This is a genomic window from Achromobacter sp. GW823-FHT04E03, assembly GCF_058796095.1.
In genome coordinates this window covers 881831-902011 of sequence record NZ_JBXAIJ010000001.1, presented here as the reverse complement: position 1 = coordinate 902011, position 20181 = coordinate 881831, and the positions used below count along the sequence as shown (strand labels likewise).

Genomic DNA, 20181 nt, shown 5'->3' with positions numbered 1-20181 from the left:
ATCACTGCTTCTTGTAGGCGTCGATCATGGCCTGGCCGTCGGCGCCAGCCTTCTTCAGCCAGTCGTCCAGCATGCGCTTGCCGATCACGGACAGGCCTTCCTTCAGCTCAACCGTGGGCTGGATGGTTTCCATGCCGTTCTTGGCCAGTTCCGCCTGATACCACTTGTTCTTTTCCTGCGACAGCTTCCAGCCGCGTTCCTCGGCTTGCGCGCCAGCCTTCTTCAAGGCGGCTTGGGCCGCGGGGTCGAGCGCGTCGAACGCCTTCTTGTTGACGATGATGGCGTTCTTCGGCAGCCAGGCCTGGGTGTCGTAGAACTTCTTGATGTACTCGTAGGTCTTGGTGTCGTAGCCGGTCGACGCCGAGGACATGTAAGAATCGATCACGCCGGTGGCCATGGCCTGGGCCAATTCAGCCTGCTGCACCGTGACGGGCTGCGCGCCGACCAGTTCGGCGATCTTGGCCGTCACCGGGCTGTAGGCGCGCCACTTCAGGCCCTTCATGTCGCTGATCTGCTTGATGTCCTTGTTGGCGAAGATGCCCTGGGGCGGCCAGGCCACCGCGTACAGCAGCGTCATGCCGTGCGCGTTCAGCTTCTTTTCGAGGAAGGGCTTCTGCGCCTGGTAGAGCTTGAACGACGCGTCATAGCCGGTGGCCAGGAAGGGCAGGCCGTCCAGTTCGTAGATCGGGTCTTCGTTCGCAAAGTTGGTCAGCAGGATCTCGCCGATCTGCGCCTGGTTGCCTTGCACGGCGCGCTTGATCTCGGGCGCCTTGTACAGCGAGGCGTTGTTGTGCAGCGTGATCTTCAGCTTGCCCTCGGACAGCGTGTCCACGTCCTTGACGAAGGTGGTCAGGTTCTCGACGTGGAAGTTGCTGGCCGGGTAGGCCGTGGGCAGATCCCATTTGGTTTGGGCCTGTGCGCCTGCGCTGAACGCCAGGACGATGCTGCCGGCGAGCAGGGAGATTTTCTTGTGCATGGGTGGGTCCTTCTTTGCGAATGGTGAAGCCGGGTTGTGCCCGATAGGCATTGCGAAAAAGAGAGCGCCGCGGCGATGACGCGCAGCTGAAAAGCCGTGCCATTCTATGTTGCTATGCGGCGGCGGGGCGCGCGAAATCGCGTCTTTACGGGTTATTCCTAACAGGCGTGCGCACTGCCGATCATTGAGGGTTCAATCTTTGCGCAAACGCATTGCGGCAGCCGTTTTTCTTCTAACATTGCGCTATCGAAAGCGTGATGCCGAGGCATGTGTGAACTTCGTTTTTCGTCGTGATGAGTTGTTGGTGGAAGAGACTTCGGCCGTCCTGCCGGACACTGCATTGTGTGTACGGATAGGCGTGGCGGCCACGGCCCTGCAGCCGATCTGGACGCTGCCCGGCTCGCCGTACCGCACCGTGCACGTGGAGCCGGGCGTGGAGCCGCCGCAAGGCTATGCGTTCAGGAAGCTGCGTTCGCTGTTTGGCGTACTGGATGACGAGCGCATGGCGCTGGCCGGACGCGCCTACCAGATCGCCGAATGGGCGCGCACGCACCGGTTCTGCGGCGTCTGCGGTACGCCGGCGGAGCGGGTGCCCACCGAATTCTGTCTGCGTTGCCCGTCCTGCGGTTTTTCGGCCTATCCGCGCATTTCGCCCGCCATGATGGTGCTGATCCGCAAGGGCGACAGCATCCTGCTGGCACGCCATACCACCACCGCGACCTCGCGCTATACCGCGCTGGCCGGCTTCGTCGAACCCGGCGAAAGCATCGAGCAGACCATCCACCGCGAGGTCCACGAGGAAGTCGGCCTGAAGGTCGGCAACCTGCAGTATTTCGGCAGCCAGTCCTGGCCGTTCCCGCATTCGCTCATGGTCGCGTTCACAGCGGACTACGTGTCCGGCGACATACGCGTGCAGGAAGACGAGATCGCCGATGCGCGCTGGTTCGGTCCCGGCGACCCCATGCCCGATATCGCGCCGCGGATTTCCATCGCGGGGTGGTTGATCCGGGCGAACCTGCCCATGGGCTGGTCGGCGCCTTAAGACGGCCTGTTTCGGCTGTAGTCCTGTAGGGGTATTCCCTTGAAAGAGGGGATTTCCGGCGTCTTGTTCGTATTTTTTATTGATGAAATATAGATAAATTATTAGTATTTCATTCAGATAAACTCGGCTTGCGTCTTCCATGACCCCCACTTTGATTGCATCGTCGGCCCATTTGGCCGGCGGCAGCGCGCCCGACCTTTCCGAAGTGGAATTCGGTCTGATGATCGCCAGCCACGCCTTCGACCGCTGGACCGTGCGCTGCATGGCGGCGGCCGGGCTGCCCGACCTGACGCCCACCGACGTGATGGTCTTTCATCATGTCTATCACCGCGAGCGCCCCAAGAAGCTGGCCGACATCTGCTTCACGCTGAATGTCGAGGACACGCACATCGTCAGCTACGCGCTGAAGAAACTCGACCGCCTGGGTGTGGTCAAGGGCGAGCGCAGCAGCAAGGAAGTGTTCTACAGCGTGACCCCGGAAGGCGCGGCCATACTCAAGCGCTATGCCGAGGTCCGCGAGCAATGCCTGACCGCCGGCCTGGACGCGCCGGGCGGGGGCGGGCTGGACTTCAGCCGCCAGCTGGCGCATACGCTGCGCGCGTTGTCCGGCCTGTACGACCAGGCGGCCCGCGCGGCGACCTCTCTCTGATTCCGTTTACCCGTGCGCGGCCGCAGGCGCCGCGGCGACCCTTTGTTTGCAAGGACAGCTATGAAGTGGCAATTCTGGATTGACCGTGGGGGTACCTTTACCGACATCGTGGCGCGTCGCCCCGACGGCACGACCACCACGGCCAAGATGCTCTCGGAAAACCCCGAGCAGTACCGCGACGCAGCCGTGGCCGGCATCCGCAAGTTGCTGGGTATCGCGCCCGGCCAGCCCGTGCCCGCCGACCAGGTCGAGTGCGTGAAGATGGGCACCACGGTGGCCACCAACGCCTTGCTGGAACGCAAGGGCGAGCGCACCTTGCTGGTCACGACGAAGGGGTTCCGCGACGGTCTGCGCATTGCCTACCAGAACCGTCCGCGCCTGTTCGACCGAAATGTCGTCCTGCCCGAGATGCTCTACGAGTCCGTGGTGGAAGCGGATGAGCGCGTGGCCGCCGACGGCGAGGTGATCCGCGAACTGGATCAGGAAGCGCTGCGCATAGCCATGCAGGCCGCCTACGACAGCGGCATCCGCGCCGTGGCCATCGTCTTCATGCACGCCTGGCATGCGCCCGAGCACGAACGCATCGCGGCCCGCATCGCGCGTGAAGTGGGCTTCCCGCAGGTGTCGGCCTCGCACGAGGTCAGCCCGCTGATCAAGTTCGTGTCGCGCGGCGACACCACGGTGGTGGACGCGTATCTGTCGCCCATCCTGAAGCGCTATGTGGACCAGGTGGCCGGCGAACTGCCGGGCATCCGCCTCATGTTCATGCAATCGAGCGGCGGCCTGACGGACGCGCATCGCTTCCGCGGTAAGGACGCCATTCTGTCGGGTCCCGCCGGCGGCATCGTCGGCATGGTGCGCACCAGCGAGATCGCGGGCTTTCCCAAGGTCATCGGCTTCGACATGGGCGGCACTTCCACCGACGTGTCGCATTACGCCGGCGAATTCGAACGCGAATTCGAGACCCAGGTGGCCGGCGTGCGCATGCGCGCGCCCATGATGAGCATCCACACCGTGGCGGCGGGCGGCGGCTCGATCCTGCATTTCGACGGCGCGCGTCTGCGCGTGGGTCCGGATTCAGCCGGCGCCAACCCGGGTCCCGCCTGCTACCGCCGCGGCGGCCCGCTGGCGGTGACGGACTGCAACGTCCTCCTGGGCAAGATCCAGCCCGACTTTTTCCCCAAGGTCTTCGGCCCCGAGGCCAATGAACCTCTGGACCGCGATGCGGTCGTGGCGCGCTTTACGGCCATGTCCGACGAAGTGCGCGCCGCCACTGGCCGCGAAATGAGTCCCGAACAGCTGGCCGAAGGCTTCCTGGAAATCGCCGTGGGCAACATGGCCGAGGCCATCAAGCGCATCTCGGTCCAGCGCGGCCACGACGTGACCGAGTACGCGCTGACGGTGTTCGGCGGCGCGGGCGGCCAGCATGCCTGCCTGGTCGCCGACGCGCTGGGCATGACCACGGTGTTCGCGCACCCGCTGGGCGGCGTGCTGTCGGCCTACGGCATGGGCCTGGCCGACCAGACCGACATGCGCCAGAAGACGGTCGAGAAGGTTCTCGATGCCGAACTGATGCTGGCATTGAAGGGCGAATTCGACGAGCTGGCCGGCCAGGCGGTCGGCGAACTGCGCCGCCAGCACGTGGCGGAAAGCGACATCAGCGTGCAGCGCCGCCTGCATCTGAAGTACCGCGGCACGGACACCTCGCTGGAAGTGGCGTACACGGACCTGGAACAGGCGCGCAAGGAATTCGAAGCGGCCTACCGCCTGCGCTATTCCTTCCTGATGCCCAACCGCGAACTGGTGGTGGAAACCATCTCGGTCGAAGCCACGGGCGGCGGCGAGCGCGTCGGCGACGCGTCCGCGGCGCGCGTGCGCGACGGCGCGCTGGCTCCCAGCCGCGTCGTCAGCATGTACAGCGGCGGCGCCTGGCGCGACACGCCCCTGTACGTGCGCGAGGACATGGCGGGCGGCGACGTGGTGGCGGGACCCGCCATCATTTCCGAACCCAACCAGACCACGGTGGTCGAGGCCGGCTGGCAGGCGGAACTCACGGCGCAGGACCACTTCGTGATCCGCCGCGTGGAAGCGCGTCCGGAGCGCCGCGCCATCGGCACGCAGGCCGATCCGGTCATGCTGGAGGTCTTCAACAACCTCTTCATGTCGATCGCAGAGCAGATGGGCTACCGCCTGCAGAACACGGCGTACTCGGTCAACATCAAGGAACGCCTGGACTTCTCTTGCGCGATCTTCGATGCGCAGGCCCGCCTGATCGCCAATGCCCCGCACATGCCGGTGCACCTTGGGTCCATGGGCGAGTCCGTGCGCACGGTCATGAACGCCAACGCCGGCAACATGCAGCCTGGCGACGCCTACGTGGTGAACGATCCGTACCACGGCGGCACGCACTTGCCCGACGTCACGGTCATCACCCCGGTGTTCGACCGCGATGGGCGGGAGATCCTGTTCTACGTCGGTTCGCGCGGCCACCATGCCGACATTGGTGGTACCACGCCGGGTTCCATGCCGCCGGATTCCAAGACGGTGGAAGACGAGGGCGTGCTCTTCACCAACTTCCAGCTGGTGAAGAACGGTGAGTTCCGTGAAGCCGCGGCGCGCGGCATCCTGGGCTCGGGCCGCTGGCCGGCGCGCAATCCGGACCAGAACATCGCCGACATGCACGCGCAGATCGCCGCCAATGAAAAGGGCGTGCAGGAGCTGCTGCGCATGTGCGACCACTTCGGCCTGGACGTGGTCCGGGCCTACATGGGGCACGTGCAGGACAACGCCGAGGAAGCGGTTCGCCGCGTGATCTCGGTGCTGAAGGACGGCAGCTACGAGTACCCGCTGGACAACGGCGCGGTGATCCGCGTGGCCGTTAAGGTGGACACCGAGGCGCGCAGCGCCGTGGTGGACTTCACCGGCACGTCCAACCAGCTGGACAACAACTTCAACGCTCCGGGCGCCATCGCCGTTGCGGCGGTGCTGTACGTGTTCCGTACCTTGGTCAATGACGATATTCCGCTGAACGACGGCTGCCTCGTGCCGCTGTCCATCATCCTGCCGGAAGGCTCGATGCTGCGCCCGAATCCGCCGGCCTCGGTGGTGGCGGGCAACGTGGAAACGTCCATGTGCATCGTCAACGCGTTGTATGGCGCGCTGGGCGTGCTGGCCGCAAGCCAGGGCACGATGAACAACTTCACGTTCGGCAACGCGCGTCATCAGTACTACGAGACCATCTCGGGCGGCACGGGCGCGGGCCCTGTGCGCATCGACGCGGCGGGTCCTCGCGATGAAGGTTTCGCCGGGACCTCGCTGGTGCAGGCGCACATGACCAACTCGCGGCTGACGGACCCCGAAGTGCTGGAGTTCCGTTTCCCGGTGCGTCTGGAATCCTACGAAATCCGCAAGGGCTCGGGCGGCGCCGGCCGCTACCCGGGTGGTGACGGCGGTGTGCGCCGCATCCGTTTCCTGGAGGACATGACCGCCGCCATCCTGTCGAACAACCGCCTGTATGCGCCGTTCGGCCTGGCGGGCGGGCAACCCGGCGCCATGGGGCGCAACTCGGTCGAACGCGCCGACGGTTCGGTCCAGGAACTGGGTCCGCAGGACAGCGCACAGCTGCGTCCGGGCGATATCTTCGTCGTCGAAACCCCGGGAGGCGGCGGGTACGGGGCGGTGTAATCCGTCTGCACCGGAAGACAACGGCCGCGTCAGTGATGACGCGGCCGTTGTGTTGATGGGTCAGGCGGCAATCTCACTCCGTATCTGACATCACATCCAGCACGATCTCCGCTCTCGCCTTCCGGTCATACACCCGCAAGGTCACTTCGCTTTCCCCAATTTCAAAGACCGCCGTCGCCAGCGTGTTCTCGTCATCGGGATCATCCGGCGAGGTCCGCAGGATAGGCAGTTCGCCTTCGGTGTCGTGCAGCGCGGCGAGCAGATCCGCGCTGGCGGTCGCGCTGGACCAGCCGTCCACGATGCCCTCGATGCGGTTCTGCCGCGCCCGCGACGAGTCGGTGACGATCTGCGCAATGCCGCCCATGTCGGCATGCACCATGTGATTGGCATGGCCGTAGCGCGTGCCGATCTCCAGGATGGAAACCTCGCCCGGCGCCACTTCCGCGCTGAGCAGGCGGGCGTCGCCGGCCGCGCCCAGGGTGTGGTGAAAGCCGCCGGAGTGCGGTAGGTCCCGCAACAGGCCGAGCGCCTCGTCCAGCGTCGTGCAATCCAGCACCGCGCGCGCCATCAGCATGCGCGGCACGCCGGGATGCCGCTGCCGGATGCGCAAGTTGTTGATGGTCTGCACCAGTCCGGCGCGGTTGGCGCCGAAGGTATGGCCGGGCAGCGAGCCCGGATAGTAGAAGCTGAGGTAGCCAGGCGCGTCTTCCAGCGCCACGTCGACCAGATGGCAGCGCCCGCGCAGATAGGGATCGCCGTCCTCGTTGTGTGCGATCCAGCGCGTGCCGTCGGCCGCTTTCAGCGCGACGGACGTGCAGCCGTCGGTGGTGCTGTGCAGCAGGTCGCCGCGGCAGTTCCACAGCAGCACGTCCTCGATCGGCATGTGCAGGCCCTCGGCCATGCCTTCCAGTTCTTCCCAGATTGCTGGCAGCGCAGCTTGCGCCTGTTGCGCCAGCTCGTCGAGGAAGGCGTGGCCGCGCCATGGCCGCAGCGCGTCCCAGGTGCGGCTTTGGTCCAGGTAGGTCGCCATCAGGGGCCGCGCCAGCTTGCCCAGCGCGAGGCCCGTCTGACGCCGGTTTCCGGCAATGCGTACATGTTTGTAGGCCATGGGAATCCTCCGGGTGTCATGCGGATTGTAAATTTTCCGGCCGCTGCCGGGTGGGGACGTATGCGTTAAGATCGGCGGTAAGCCGTGCCGGAGACCCCGGCGCAGCCCAGGAATCATGCCCCTACAACAACCCCGGGGTGCCGACTGGTCCCCAAGAGGAGAGTTTCATGATCAAACGCAAAGTCGCCGCCGCACTGGTCGGCCTGTCCGTGGCCATGTTCGGTGCCGTCTCAGGCGCGCATGCCCAAGGCAAGGAATTGGTGGTGGCCACCGATACCGCTTTCGTGCCGTTCGAGTTCAAGCAGGGTAATACCTACGTGGGCTTCGACGTGGATCTGTGGGCGGCCATCGCCAAGGAACTCAACCTCAAGTACAAGCTGCAGCCCATGGACTTCGCGGGCATCATCCCGGGCCTGCAAACCAAGAACATCGACGCGGCGCTGGCCGGCATCACGATCCGCGACGACCGCAAGAAGGTCATCGACTTCTCCGATCCCTACTACGAAAGCGGCCTGGCCATCCTGGTCGGCGAAAAGAACACGGACATCAAGGACGCCAAGTCCCTGGCCGGCAAGACCGTCGCGGTCAAGACCGGAACCGCCACCGTGGACTTCCTGAAGGCGCAGGTGCCGGATGCGAAGCTCAAGCTGTTCCCGAACATCGACAACGCCTATCTGGAACTGGCCACCGGCCGCGTCGACGCCGCGGTGCACGACACGCCCAATGTCCAGTACTACGCCAACACCGCCGGCAAGGGCCGCGTGAAGGTGGTCGGCTCGGTCAAGAGCGGCGACTTCTACGGCATCGCCTTCCCCAAGGGCAGCGATCTGGTGCCGCAGGTGAACAAGGCGCTGGCCACGCTGAAGGCCAACGGCCAGTACGACGCCATCTATACCAAGTGGTTCGGCAAGAAGCCCTGAGCATCCGGGTCCGCATTGCATTCCGGGACCGCCCGGCATCGGCCTGCGCCGGCTGATGCCGGCAGCTACGCCGCAGTCGGGCGTATGGTCCCGCGCCGCTCCCGCCGCGCTACGGCGCGGCGCCGCGCCATAGGGGGAATATCGTGGAGTTTGACTGGACTGTAATCAGGGACGCGCTACCCAATCTGCTCGAGGGTACGCTGATGACCATCAAGATCACGTTCTGGGGCTTGTTCGGCGGTTTTTTGCTGGGCGCGCTGTCCGGCGTGACAAGGGCTTACGGGCATCCCATCCTGTCGGCCATCGCGCAGGTCTACGTCGCGGTCATCCGCGGCACGCCGATCGTGGTGCAGGTGATGTTCATCTATTTCGCCTTGCCCCTGCTGGCGAACATCCGGGTGGACGCGGAGTGGGCGGCCATCGTCACGCTCATCATCAATTCCGGGGCCTACATTTCCGAGATCGTGCGCGGCGCGCTGCTATCGGTGCACAAGGGCCTGAAGGAAGCCGGACAGGCCATGGGGCTGCCGTTCCACAAGATCCTCTTCCACATCATCGGGCCGGTGGCGTTCCGCCGCATGATTCCGCCGCTGGGCAACCAGTGCATCATCAGCCTGAAGGATTCTTCGCTCTTCATCGTGATCGGCGTGGCCGAACTGACCCGGCAGGGCCAGGAAATCATGGCCAGCAACTTTCGCGCCGTCGAGATCTGGTCGGCGGTGGCGATCGTCTACCTGATCCTGACCGGCCTGATGGCGTTGGGCCTGCATCTGATTGAAAGAAGGATGCGCATACTATGAGCATGGTTGAATTCCACAACGTCACCAAGACTTTCGGCGAGTCCGTGGTGCTCAACGGGATCTCGCTGAACATCGACGCGGGCGAGGTCGTGGTGGTGGTTGGGCCCTCGGGTTCGGGCAAGTCCACCTTCCTGCGTTGCATCAACGTGCTTGAAACCATCAACGATGGCGATCTGCTGGTCGATGGCCTGAGCGTGAACGGCGGGGCCGCGCAAGTGCGCGAAATCCGGCGCGAGGCGGGCATGGTGTTTCAGCAGTTCAATCTGTTCCCGCAGATGACGGCGCTGGAAAACGTCATGTTCGGCCCGATCCATACCCGTGGGCAAAGCCGCGCCGAGGCGCGTGAGCTGGCCGAAAGCCTGCTGGCCAAGGTCGGCCTGGCCGAGCGCATGGACCACTATCCGTCCGAGCTTTCAGGCGGCCAGCAGCAGCGCGTGGCGATTGCGCGGGCGCTGGCCATCAAGCCCAAGCTGATGCTGTTCGACGAGCCCACGTCGGCGCTGGATCCGGAGCTGCGCCACGAGGTGCTCAAAGTCATGCGCGACCTGGCCGAGGAGGGCATGACCATGGTCGTGGTCACGCATGAGATGGAGTTCGCGCGCAAGGTGGGCAGCCGCCTGATCTTCATCGACGCGGGCAAGATCGCGCATGACGGGCCGCCTGGCGAATTGCTGAGCAATCCGCCCAGTCAGCGGCTCAAGGATTTTCTGCAGCACGTGACCTGAGCAGAGCAGTGCAGGGCTGGCGATTCAGCCCTGCACTGAAGAACTGCTCAACCCTTCACGCGCACGATCTTCTGCACTTGCGGCACGTGCCGGATGGCGCGGATCACCTGCGCCAGGTGCTTGCGGCTGTCGACCTGGATCGTCAGATGCAGCGACACCGTGGCGACCGCGTCGTCGTGCATGGTGACGTGCACGATGTTGGCGTCGGCCGCCGTGACTTCCGCCGCCAGCCGGCCCAGCACGCCGCGTTCGTTGCGCGTGACGATGTCCAGGCGCGTGGCCAGGTGCTTGGCGGTGTTGTTGGGGTCCCAGGCGACGTTGATCCAGCGTTCCGGTTCGCGCAGGCGCTGGCGCATGGCCACCGGGCAATCGGCGGTGTGCACCACCAGTCCGTGTCCCATGCGCATGCCGGCGATGATGGGGTCGCCCGGCAGCGGGCCGCAGCAAGGCGCCAATTGCACCGCCTGGCCCTCATTGCCCTGGATCAGGATGGGGGCGCTGCGCGCCGAGGTCAGCTCGTCCACGGCAGCGGCCGTGGTTGCGACCAACTGGTGTTCGGGCGCGAAGCGGCGCGCCACCACGGCCGCCAGGCGCTTGCCCAGGCCGATGTCGGCCAGGATTTCCTCGCGCGAGCTGGCGCCGGTGCTGCGCGCCAGCTTCTGCCACGCCGGGTCGTCGGTGGCGGGCAGGGGCATGTGCAGCTCTTGCAGCGCCTGGCCCAGCAGGCGTTCGCCAAAGGCCACCGATTCTTCGTACTTGACGGTGCGCAGGTAGTGGCGGATTTCAGAGCGCGCGCGGCCGGTGCGCACGTAGTTCAGCCATTGCGCGTTCGGACGGGAGGCGGGGGAGGTGACGATTTCCACCGTGTCGCCGCTGTTGAGTTCGGTGCGCAACGGCACGAACTCGCCGTTGACCTTGGCGGCCACCGCCTGGTTGCCGATGTCGGTGTGGATCGCGTAGGCGAAGTCCACCGGCGTCGCACCGCGGGGCAGCGAAATGATCTTGCCGCGCGGCGTGAACACGTAGACCGCGTCGGGGAACAGATCGACCTTGACGTGCTCCAGGAATTCGCCGGAATCGCCGGTCTGGCTCTGGATGTCCAGCAGCGATTGCAGCCACTGGTGGGTGCGCTTCTGCAGGTCGTTGAGGGTCAGGTCCGCGCCCTTGTAGAGCCAGTGCGAGGCCACGCCTTCTTCCGCAACGTGATGCATGTCGCGGGTGCGGAACTGGAACTCTACCGGTGTGCCGTAGGGGCCGACGAGGGTCGTGTGCAGGGACTGGTAGCCGTTCACCTTGGGGATGGCGATGTAGTCCTTGAACTTGCCGGGCACGGGCCGGTAGAGCTGATGCAGCGTGCCCAGCGCCAGGTAGCACTCGGGCAGGGTGTGCACGATGACGCGGAAACCGTAGATGTCCAGGACGTCGGAGAACGACTTCTTCTGGTCGACCATCTTGCGGTAGATGCCGTAGAGCGTCTTCTCGCGGCCGGTGACCTCGGCTTCGATGCCGGCGGCGGGCAGCGAAGCCCGCACCGAATCGGCGATCTTGGTGATGACCTCGCGGCGGTTGCCGCGCGCGGCCAGCACGGCCTTGTACAGCACCTGATAGCGGTTCGGGTACATGGCCGCGAAGCACAGGTCCTGCAGTTCGCGGAACAGCAGGTTCAGGCCCAGGCGATGCGCGATAGGCGCGTAGATGTCCAGTGTTTCGCGCGCGATGCGGCGGCGCTTTTCCGGATTGACCGCGTCCAGCGTGCGCATATTGTGCAGGCGGTCGGCCAGCTTGATGAGGATGACGCGCACGTCGCGCGCCATCGCCAGCAGCATCTTGCGGAAGCTCTCGGCCTGTTGTTCGGCCTTGGTGGCGAAGTCCAGGCGGTCCAGCTTGGACAGGCCGTCGACCAGTTCTGCGACTTCAGGGCCGAATTTCTCGGCCAGCTCATGCTTGGCGATGCCCTGGTCTTCCATCACGTCGTGCAGCAGGGCGGCGGACAACGCGTTGACGTCGAGCTTCCAGCCTGCGCAGATTTCGGTGACGGCGATGGGGTGAGAGATGTAGGGCGAACCGCTGGCGCGGAACTGGCCCAGGTGCGCCTGGTCCGCGAAGCGATAGGCTTCGCGCACGCGCTCTACGTCTTTCTTGTCGAGATAGCTGCCGATGATTTCGGTCAGCGGCGCCAGCGAAGCGACCGGCGAGGCGGTCGCGTCCGCCGCTTCTTGCGCGGCGACGGACGGTGGCGTGGGGGGAGTCTTGTCTTTCTTGCCGGTGCGGCGCCCGAGACGGGAGCCGGCACGCAGTGCGGCAAGCAGACCTGATGAAGCGTACTTCAGCCCGGGAAAAGCCATGCTTGCCGCCCCCGGAGATTATCAGGTGGGTACTTTACGCAGCATTTCCACGCCGGTGAGGCCGCCCGCGATTTCGCGCAGGGCAGTGACCGTGGGCTTGTCTTTGCTGTCCAGGCGCGGGGCATGGCCTTGCGCCAACTCGCGGGCGCGGTAGGTGGCGGCCAGCGTGAGCTTGAAACGATTGGGGATTTGGTTCAGACAGTCTTCGACGGTAATGCGAGCCATTAGGACACCTGGTGCTGATGGAGGATAGGGAGAATGCGTTCGGCTCAGTGCTCGGCCGGGATGCCCAGCTGCGAGAACAACTGGCTGTGGCGGGCGGCCTGAGACGAAAAGCGCAGCCGTGCGGCGCTGACTATTTGAGTCAATTCCGACAAGGCCACGCTAAATTCTTGATTAATAATAACATATTCGCATTCAGGCGCGTGGGCGATTTCGCCGCCCGCGGCCATCAGGCGGCGCGCGATCACCTGGGGCGCGTCCTGGCCGCGCGCCTTGAGCCGGCTTTCGAGTTCATCGATGGACGGCGGCAGCACGAATACGCCGATCGCGCCGGGGAAGCGCTGCTTCACCTGGCGCGCGCCTTGCCAGTCGATCTCCAGCAGCACGTCGCGGCCGGCGCGCGTGGCTTCGTCGATGCGGTCTCGCGGCGTGCCGTAAAAGTTGCCATGCACTTCCGCCCATTCCAGCAGGTTGTTGCCTTCGCGCAGGAGCTTGAATTCGTCCGTGGACACGAAGCGGTATTCGCGGCCGTCTTCCTCGCCGGGGCGGGGCGCGCGGGTGGTGCAGGAAATGGAGAGCAGGATGGAGGGGTCTTGCTGGAGCAAGGCCTTGACCAGGCTGGACTTGCCGGCGCCGCTGGGCGCGACGACCATGAAGACGTTTCCGGGATTGGCGGACATGAATGTGGCAGGCGTGTGATGCTAAGACACGAAGAATAACAAATCACGCAGCCGGGCAGGGGGGAACCCGCAAGCCGGCCGCGTGATCTGCGCCTGCCGGACTCAGCCGCCCGCCTTGGCGGCGGCCTGGGTCAGCTTGCCACCGGCTGGCGGCGAGTCGCTGCCCAGCAAATGGCCGTTGACCTCGATACCGTAAAGCGAGTCGTCGGAGTCGTGGTACTTGGCCCGGGTTGCGGCGACAGACTCTGTATAGCGCGGATCCTGCGGACGCTCGTGCGCATTCATGAAGTAGGCGACGTCCCAGGCTTCCTGGTCGCTCAGCATGCCGGCCTGTCCGAGCGGCATGTTGGCCTTGATGAAGCCGGCGGCATTGCCGATCTGGTGCATGCCCGCGCCCCAGTTGAAGGAGTCCGCGCCCCACAGGGCGGGGAACACCCAATGCTTGCCGTTCTTCTGGCCTTGGCCCTCGGCCCCGTGGCAGACCGCGCAGTATTGCGCATAGACCTCGCTGCCGCGCAGGTAGTCGGCCTTCTTGGCTGGCGCGGGCAGCTTGCGGTAGCCCTGGCCCTCCAGCACCACGCCGGTGGGCGCCTTGCTGGCCAGCCAGAACATATAGGTCTGCAGCGCGGTCAGGGTGGGATCGTCCGCGGCGGGCGCCTTGCCATTCATGCTGAAGCGAAAACACCCTTGCAGGCGTTCGGCCAGGGTGTTGACGTGGCCGTTCTTGGCGCGATAGGCGGGGTAGAGCACGTAGGCAGCCCACATAGGCGCGGAGTCCGGCCGGCGGCCGGCGTCCAGGTGGCAGCTGACGCAGTTCAGGTTGTTGCCGACAAACTTGGCGGCGTTCTGCGGGGTGTGCAGGAAGATCTGTTCGCCTTCGCGCACGGCTTTGCCGAAATCGTTGTCGGGGATGGACGCGGCCGACGGTGGTGTGAAGGACGGGCGGGGTTCGGCCGCAAACGTGGCGGCGGACGCGAACAGGCAGGCGGCGGACAGCAGGCGCAGGCTGGTGGCGGTCATTGCTGGGCTCCCGCGGCGGTGTTGGCTTGCGCGGCAAGCTGGTCGGCGGCCTTGGGCAGGCCTGCATAGTAGGCGGAGACGGCGTCGATCTCGGCGCTGGACAGGCGCGTGGCCACGGCTGGCATCAGGCCCAGCGGACCCGGAGGGCGCTGGCCTTGCTGCCAGGCGCGCAGTTGGCCCGCGATGTAGGCAGCGGGCTGGCCCGCCAAGGCGGGGAAATTCGCGCCGACGCCGATGCCGCCCGGCCCGTGGCACTGGTTGCAGGCGGGCACGTTCTTGTCCCAGGCGCCGCGGGTGGCCAGCCAGGCGCCGGTGTCGGCCGGCTTGGCCGGATGCATGGCGGTGGCGGCCAGTTTGTCGATGTCCAGCGCGGAAGGCAGCGAGGCGTAGTACTGCGCCACAGCCTTGCGCTGCGCCGGGTCCAGCGCCTTGGCGGTGGCGGCCATGACCGGGCTGACGCGCGAGCCATTGGCCATGGCTTCGAGCTGTTCGTCCAGGTACGCACTGCCCATGCCGGCCAGTTGCGGAAAGCCGGCGGCGGGATTGCCCTCGCCACGGGCGCCGTGGCAGGTGATACAGGCGGGCGCACCGTTGGCGCCCTGGGTGCTGATCTGCTTGCCGTCGGGCGCGCTTTGCGCACCGGCCGAGGCGGCGTACAACGCGCTCAGGACCAGTGCGGCGGGTAGGGACCGTGGGGTCATAGAACCTGCTCCGTGGGTGTTATTGGATTTTTGGTAATAAGCTAATTTCCAGGAATTATATAAAGACTTGTGACGGATCAACACGGGATTGTCGACCCTGTGGCATGCGTTGCGCAGATTTTTCTGCGCGGAATAGCTGAGCGGGTGCGGATCCGTCGGTCGCGATCGGTGCAGGAAAAACGGGTCTTCCGGCGCATTCGGCAGCTTGTCCATGCCGGGTAATTTTTGCTTGCGTGTGACGCGTTCGAATGTGTCACGGCTGGAACCTTCGCTTGCAGCATGCCCAGAATGATTGGGGTAGCATTCCGCCGATCGATAACAAGGAGAATCCGATGCAAGCGAACGAGATCGAACACCCGCGCGTGGCGCTGGTCACCGGCGCCGGTACCGGCATAGGCCGCGCGGTGGCGCTGGAATTCCTGGCGCAAGGCTATCGGGTCGTGTTGGCCGGCCGTCGCCGCGAACCGCTGGAAGCCACCCGCACCGCGGCGGGCGAGGACGGCGTGAGGGCGCTGGTGGTGCCCACGGATGTATCCGACGAGCAGGCCGTGCGCGAACTATTCGATGCGGCGCAGCGCGAATATGGCCGGCTGGACGTGCTGTTCAACAATGCCGGCCGCGGCGCGCCCGCGATGCCGATCGAGGAGTTGCCCGTATCGCTGTGGCGCGAGGTGGTGGACACCAACCTGACCGGCATGTTCCTGTGCGCGCAAGCCGCCATTCGCGTGATGAAGGCGCAGAATCCGCGTGGCGGGCGCATCATCAACAACGGTTCGATCTCGGCGCATGCGCCGCGTCCGTTCTCCATCGCCTACACCGCCACCAAGCACGCGGTGACCGGGCTGACCAAGTCCATTTCGCTGGATTGCCGGCCCTACAACATCGCTTGCGGCCAGATCGACATCGGCAATGCCGCCACCGACATGACCGAACGCATGGCCGCAGGCATCCTGCAGGCGGACGGCAGCACCAAGGTGGAGCCGCGCATGGACGTGGCGCACGTGGCGCAGGCGGTGGCCGCCATGGCGCGCCTGCCGCTGGAGGCCAACGTGCAGTTCATGACCATCATGGCGACCAACATGCCCTTCGTGGGCCGGGGCTGAAACGCGGCAAGCCTGCGGCGGCGCGTCCTTGCTGGACTGGCCGCGGCAGGCTGTGGTGCCTCCCCCAAAGGGCGTCGGCAGCGACGCCCCGATTTTTTCCGTCAGCGGGCGGAAGCCTGGGCCAGCATCTGGCCCGGTTGCATATCCAGATAGCGCCGGGCGCCGACGTAGCGCTTGGTCCAGTACGAATTCTTCATTTCGTCCACACGCACCTTGGTGCCGCGGCGCGGAGCGTGGACAAACTTGTTCTGGCCGATGTAGATGCCGACGTGCGAGGTCACGCCGCGGCCGCGCGTGGCGAAGAACACCAGGTCGCCGGGGCGCAGATCCTGCTTGTTGGCGACGGATTCGCCAGCGGTGCGTTGAGCGCGCGCCGTGCGAGGCAGCTCCAGGCCGGCGATTTCACGGAAGACGTGCAGGACCAGTCCGCTGCAATCGAAACCGTCGGCATCGTCGCCGCCCCAGCTATAGGGGGTGCCGATGGCATCCAGGCCGGCTTGCACGACACGGTCGCGCAGGGTGGGGACGGTGGGTTCCTGGGCCAGGCGCAGGCCGGTAAGCGAGGGGCGGGCCTGCTCGGAGCGGACGGACGCCTGGGCGGCGTCGGGAATCCAGGAAAGGGTCAGGGCGATGATGGGCGCTGACAGGAATACGGGAATGCGTAGTTGGGCAATTCGGGCTTTTCGCGTGGGCGGCGTCATTACGTCACTTCAAGAATCGGAGTGGGCGGCATGGCTTTGCCTGGACAGGCAAGCCGGCGGAAAGGGGGGCAACACCGGGACGTAAAACCCCGGACTGCCATGTGATTGTAATGGAATAATGTTTCATTACATTTGTAGTGCAATGCAGCATTCTTGTCGGTGGAAGTTACGGCACGCGCAGCTTCCCGGGCCGTCGAATATGACACTTCATCTTGCGCGGGCTCGGGCATAATCGTCGCAATCGGCCCTGCGGCCCGGCAAGCCGGCAGCGGCCGCGGTTACAGATAAGATGAGAAGCGGAGTAAAGCTCGATGATGAACGCAGTGCACCCTTTGTCTTCCATGAGCCGGCCAGAAGCCTTGCCCTTCGAGCCGTTCCAGGATGCGGTGGCGGCAGTGGAGCGCCTGATCGAAATCTATGCGCGCAATACCGCATTCCTGCGCGCCGCCTTCCGTGAAGTGCTGAAAGGCTCGACCAACGGCCGCGAGCGCGCCCGAGCCTACTACCCGGCCATCCGCATCGTGGTGGAAACCTACGATCCGATCGATACCCGGCTGTCCTACGGCCACGTCGCCGAACCGGGCATTTACCAGACCACCATCACCCAGCCCGCGCTGTTTCGCGACTACCTGATCGAGCAGGTCAGCCAGCTGCTGCAGAACCACCGCGTGGCAGTCGAAGTCGGCGAGTCCGATTCGCCCATTCCGCTGCATTTCGCCTTCCCCGAGGGCGCCTACGTCGAGGGCGAGCACCTGGAGGCACTCAAGCGGCCCCTGCGCGACCTGTTCGACGTGCCCGACCTGGCGGTGACGGACGATGCCATCGTCAACGGTTCCTGGCGCGGCAAGGAGGGCGAGCCCAAGCCGCTGGCGCCTTTTACGGCCCAGCGCGTGGACTATTCGCTGCACCGCTTGCAGCACTACACCTCGACCGCGCCGGCGCATTTCCAGAATTTCGTGCTGTTCACCAACTACCAGTTCTACGTGGACGAGTTCTGCGCCCGCGCGCGCGCGCTCATGGCCAGCGGCAACGAAGACTACGAAATGCTGGTGGAGCCGGGCAACCGCATCACGCGCCGGGGCGAAAGCGGCCCGGGCGACGAGGACCAGGCGGTCCGCCTGCCGCAGATGCCGGCCTACCACCTGGTGCGCGGCGACCATTCGGGCATCACGCTGGTGAACATCGGCGTGGGACCGTCCAACGCCAAGACCATTACCGACCACATCGCCGTACTGCGCCCGCACGCCTGGCTGATGCTGGGCCACTGCGCCGGCCTGCGCGATTCGCAGCGCCTGGGCGACTACGTCTTGGCTCATGGCTATGTGCGCGAGGATCACGTGCTGGACGCCGACCTGCCGACCTGGGTGCCGGTGCCGGCGTTGGCCGAGGTGCAGGTGGCGCTGGAGCAGGCGGTCGAAGAAGTGGCCGGGCTGTCGGGCTGGGATCTGAAGCGCATCATGCGCACGGGCACGGTCGCCACCATCGACAACCGCAATTGGGAACTGCGCGATCATCTGGAACTGGTGGAGCGTTTTGCGCAGTCCCGCGCGATTGCGCTGGACATGGAATCCGCCACCATCGCGGCCAACGGCTTCCGCTTCCGCGTGCCGTACGGCACCTTGCTATGCGTGTCGGACAAGCCTTTGCATGGCGAACTGAAGCTGCCCGGCATGGCCAGCGCCTTCTACCGCCGCCAGGTGAATCAACATCTGGAAATCGGCATCCGCGCCCTGGAGCGGCTGCGCGACATGCCGCCGGAACGCCTGCATTCGCGCAAGCTGCGCACCTTCATGGAAACGGCGTTTCAATAGGTTCGTCGATCCGTCCCCGAGGCCGTCCGATTTCACCGGATGGGGCCTCTTGCGCTATTCTCGCCGGTTGCTTGGAAATTCCCAGGCACCTGGCGTTGCGCACAGGTGCCTTCATGACCTGAAGGAAATGCATTTTGGCACCATCGGAACACGATGAACGTCGCTCAGGCGGCACGCGCGAGGCGAAGGCGAACCCGCCTTCCGAACTGCGCCGCACGCTGTCCGCGCGCCACCTGACCATGATTGCGGTGGGCGGGTCCATCGGCACCGGCCTGTTCGTGGCTTCCGGCGCGACCATCGCCAAGGCCGGCCCCGGCGGGGCGCTGCTGGGCTACGTGCTGATCGGCATCATGGTCTATTTCCTGATGACCAGCCTGGGCGAACTGGCCGCCGCGATGCCGGTTTCCGGTTCCTTTTCCACTTACGGCGCGCGCTATGTCGAGGACGGCTTCGGCTTCGCCCTGGGCTGGAACTATTGGTACAACTGGGCGGTGACCGTGGCGGTGGACCTGGTGGCGGCGCAGCTGGTCATGGCCTACTGGTTTCCCGACGTGCCGGGTTTCTATTGGAGCGCCTTGTTCCTGGCGATCACCTTCGGCCTGAACGCCATGTCGGCGCGCGGCTTCGGCGAGGCAGAGTTCTGGTTCGCGCTGATCAAGGTGATCGCGGTGCTGGCGTTCGTGGCCATGGGCGTGATGATGCTGCTGGGCATCATCCGCGGCGGAGAAACGGGCGGCCTGGCCAACTGGACCGTGGGCGATGCGCCGTTCTCAGGCGGCTTCGCGGCGCTGATCGGCGTGGCCATGGTGGTGGGCTTTTCATTCCAGGGTACCGAGCTCATCGGCATCGCCGCCGGCGAATCCAAGGACCCGGCGCGCAACCTGCCGCGCGCGGTGCGCCAGGTCTTCTGGCGCATCCTGCTGTTCTACGTGGCGGCCATCCTGGTCATCGGCCTCTTGATTCCCTATACCGACCCGCACCTGCTGCGCAACGAGGTCGAGGACATCAGCGTCAGTCCCTTCGCGCTGATCTTCGAGCGGGCCGGCCTCCTGGGGGCGGCTTCGGTCATGAACGCGGTGGTGCTGACGTCGGTATTGTCGGCGGGCAATTCCGGCATGTACGCGGCTACACGCATGCTTTACAGCCTGGCCCGCGAAGGCAAGGCGCCGCGCATCTTCGGCCGCATCTCGCGCAGCGGCGTGCCGCTGTGGGCGCTGCTGGCGACGACGGTGGTGGCGGCGCTGTGTTTTTTCACCTTCATTTTCAGCCCCAACGCCGTCTACATCTGGCTGCTGAACACCTCCGGGATGACGGGCTTCATCGCCTGGCTGGGCATCGCCATCAGCCACTACCGGTTCCGCCGCGGCTATGTGAAGCAGGGCCATAACCTGGCCGATCTGCCGTATGTGTCGCCGTTCTTCCCGTTCGGGCCGATCTTCGCTTTCGTGCTCTGCCTGATCATCACCCTGGGGCAGAACTACCAGGCGTTCCTGCAGGACAAGATCGATTGGGGCGGCGTGGTCGCGACCTACATCGGGATTCCGCTGTTCCTGCTGATCTGGGCCGGCTACCGGCTGGCGCGCGGCTCGCGCTTCGTGAACTACCGGGACATGCATTTCCCGGATGCGCGGGCGCGTAGTGCTTATCTGGATTCAGCGCTGCGGGGCGAGCCTGCGGCGGGCGAGGCGAGGTGA

The 20181-nt window shown here is 65.4% G+C and carries 17 protein-coding genes; 9 read left to right on the top strand and 8 right to left on the bottom strand.

Features of this window, described 5'->3' with window-relative positions; genetic code table 11:
- Window position 1 precedes the first annotated feature (1 nt).
- The gene (locus AC1RHV_RS04145; RefSeq protein WP_054454053.1) at window positions 2-976 is read right to left on the bottom strand and encodes a TRAP transporter substrate-binding protein; all 975 of its coding nucleotides are present in this window, start codon (window positions 974-976) and stop codon (window positions 2-4) included.
- Window positions 977-1247: 271 nt separating this feature from the next.
- On the opposite strand from AC1RHV_RS04145, the gene nudC reads away from it, so the two are divergent.
- From nudC to AC1RHV_RS04130, 3 genes are all read left to right on the top strand, one after another.
- Entirely contained in the window at window positions 1248-2018 is a 771-nt protein-coding gene (gene nudC, locus AC1RHV_RS04140; RefSeq protein ID WP_054454055.1) for an NAD(+) diphosphatase, read from the top strand.
- A 139-nt stretch (window positions 2019-2157) separates the two neighbouring features.
- Window positions 2158-2667, top strand: a complete 510-nt coding sequence (locus tag AC1RHV_RS04135; protein ID WP_119451594.1) for a winged helix DNA-binding protein — start codon at window positions 2158-2160, stop codon at window positions 2665-2667.
- 60 nt (window positions 2668-2727) lie between these two features.
- Window positions 2728-6351 carry a hydantoinase B/oxoprolinase family protein gene (locus AC1RHV_RS04130; protein WP_192327995.1) on the top strand — a complete coding sequence of 1208 codons (3624 nt, stop codon included), beginning with the start codon at window positions 2728-2730 and terminating at the stop codon, window positions 6349-6351.
- Between the two features lie 73 nt (window positions 6352-6424).
- Here the strand turns inward: AC1RHV_RS04130 and AC1RHV_RS04125 are convergent, their stop codons facing one another.
- Window positions 6425-7459 carry a C45 family autoproteolytic acyltransferase/hydrolase gene (locus AC1RHV_RS04125; RefSeq protein ID WP_119451592.1) on the bottom strand — a complete coding sequence of 345 codons (1035 nt, stop codon included), beginning with the start codon at window positions 7457-7459 and terminating at the stop codon, window positions 6425-6427.
- Window positions 7460-7626: 167 nt separating this feature from the next.
- Between AC1RHV_RS04125 and glnH the strand changes: the two genes are divergently transcribed.
- The 3 genes from glnH to glnQ all read left to right on the top strand — a co-directional run bounded on the left by glnH (window position 7627) and on the right by glnQ (window position 9904).
- Window positions 7627-8379: a glutamine ABC transporter substrate-binding protein GlnH gene (glnH, locus tag AC1RHV_RS04120; RefSeq protein ID WP_054454063.1), complete on the top strand. Its 753-nt coding sequence runs from the start codon at window positions 7627-7629 to the stop codon at window positions 8377-8379.
- A gap of 143 nt (window positions 8380-8522) precedes the next feature.
- The gene (glnP, locus tag AC1RHV_RS04115) at window positions 8523-9179 is read left to right on the top strand and encodes a glutamine ABC transporter permease GlnP (protein ID WP_054454065.1); all 657 of its coding nucleotides are present in this window, start codon (window positions 8523-8525) and stop codon (window positions 9177-9179) included.
- Window positions 9176-9904, top strand: a complete 729-nt coding sequence (glnQ, locus tag AC1RHV_RS04110) for a glutamine ABC transporter ATP-binding protein GlnQ (protein ID WP_054454067.1) — start codon at window positions 9176-9178, stop codon at window positions 9902-9904. The genes glnP and glnQ overlap by 4 nt, the downstream gene beginning before the upstream one ends.
- A gap of 47 nt (window positions 9905-9951) precedes the next feature.
- Here glnQ and AC1RHV_RS04105 read toward each other — a convergent pair whose 3' ends face one another.
- The 5 genes from AC1RHV_RS04105 to AC1RHV_RS04085 all read right to left on the bottom strand — a co-directional run bounded on the left by AC1RHV_RS04105 (window position 9952) and on the right by AC1RHV_RS04085 (window position 14872).
- Window positions 9952-12249 carry a RelA/SpoT family protein gene (locus AC1RHV_RS04105; protein ID WP_054454071.1) on the bottom strand — a complete coding sequence of 766 codons (2298 nt, stop codon included), beginning with the start codon at window positions 12247-12249 and terminating at the stop codon, window positions 9952-9954.
- 21 nt (window positions 12250-12270) lie between these two features.
- Complete coding sequence (gene rpoZ, locus AC1RHV_RS04100; RefSeq protein ID WP_006219679.1) at window positions 12271-12474, bottom strand: DNA-directed RNA polymerase subunit omega; 204 nt, start codon at window positions 12472-12474, stop codon at window positions 12271-12273.
- A 44-nt stretch (window positions 12475-12518) separates the two neighbouring features.
- Window positions 12519-13151 carry a guanylate kinase gene (gene gmk, locus AC1RHV_RS04095; protein ID WP_082400970.1) on the bottom strand — a complete coding sequence of 211 codons (633 nt, stop codon included), beginning with the start codon at window positions 13149-13151 and terminating at the stop codon, window positions 12519-12521.
- 102 nt (window positions 13152-13253) lie between these two features.
- Entirely contained in the window at window positions 13254-14171 is a 918-nt protein-coding gene (locus tag AC1RHV_RS04090; protein ID WP_054454073.1) for a c-type cytochrome, read from the bottom strand.
- On the bottom strand, window positions 14168-14872 hold the full coding sequence (locus tag AC1RHV_RS04085; protein ID WP_054454075.1) for a c-type cytochrome: 705 nt from the start codon (window positions 14870-14872) through the stop codon (window positions 14168-14170). The genes AC1RHV_RS04090 and AC1RHV_RS04085 overlap by 4 nt, the downstream gene beginning before the upstream one ends.
- 332 nt (window positions 14873-15204) lie before the next feature.
- Between AC1RHV_RS04085 and AC1RHV_RS04080 the strand changes: the two genes are divergently transcribed.
- Window positions 15205-15975, top strand: coding sequence for an SDR family oxidoreductase (locus AC1RHV_RS04080; RefSeq protein ID WP_054454077.1), 771 nt, complete (start codon window positions 15205-15207; stop codon window positions 15973-15975).
- A 101-nt stretch (window positions 15976-16076) separates the two neighbouring features.
- Here AC1RHV_RS04080 and AC1RHV_RS04075 read toward each other — a convergent pair whose 3' ends face one another.
- The gene (locus AC1RHV_RS04075; RefSeq protein ID WP_054454079.1) at window positions 16077-16676 is read right to left on the bottom strand and encodes a C40 family peptidase; all 600 of its coding nucleotides are present in this window, start codon (window positions 16674-16676) and stop codon (window positions 16077-16079) included.
- Window positions 16677-16987: 311 nt separating this feature from the next.
- Between AC1RHV_RS04075 and AC1RHV_RS04070 the strand changes: the two genes are divergently transcribed.
- Both AC1RHV_RS04070 and AC1RHV_RS04065 read left to right on the top strand, forming a co-directional pair.
- The gene (locus AC1RHV_RS04070) at window positions 16988-18487 is read left to right on the top strand and encodes an AMP nucleosidase (RefSeq protein ID WP_370127645.1); all 1500 of its coding nucleotides are present in this window, start codon (window positions 16988-16990) and stop codon (window positions 18485-18487) included.
- A gap of 134 nt (window positions 18488-18621) precedes the next feature.
- Window positions 18622-20181 (top strand): amino acid permease, encoded by a 1560-nt coding sequence (locus AC1RHV_RS04065; protein ID WP_054454080.1) that lies wholly within the window; start codon window positions 18622-18624, stop codon window positions 20179-20181.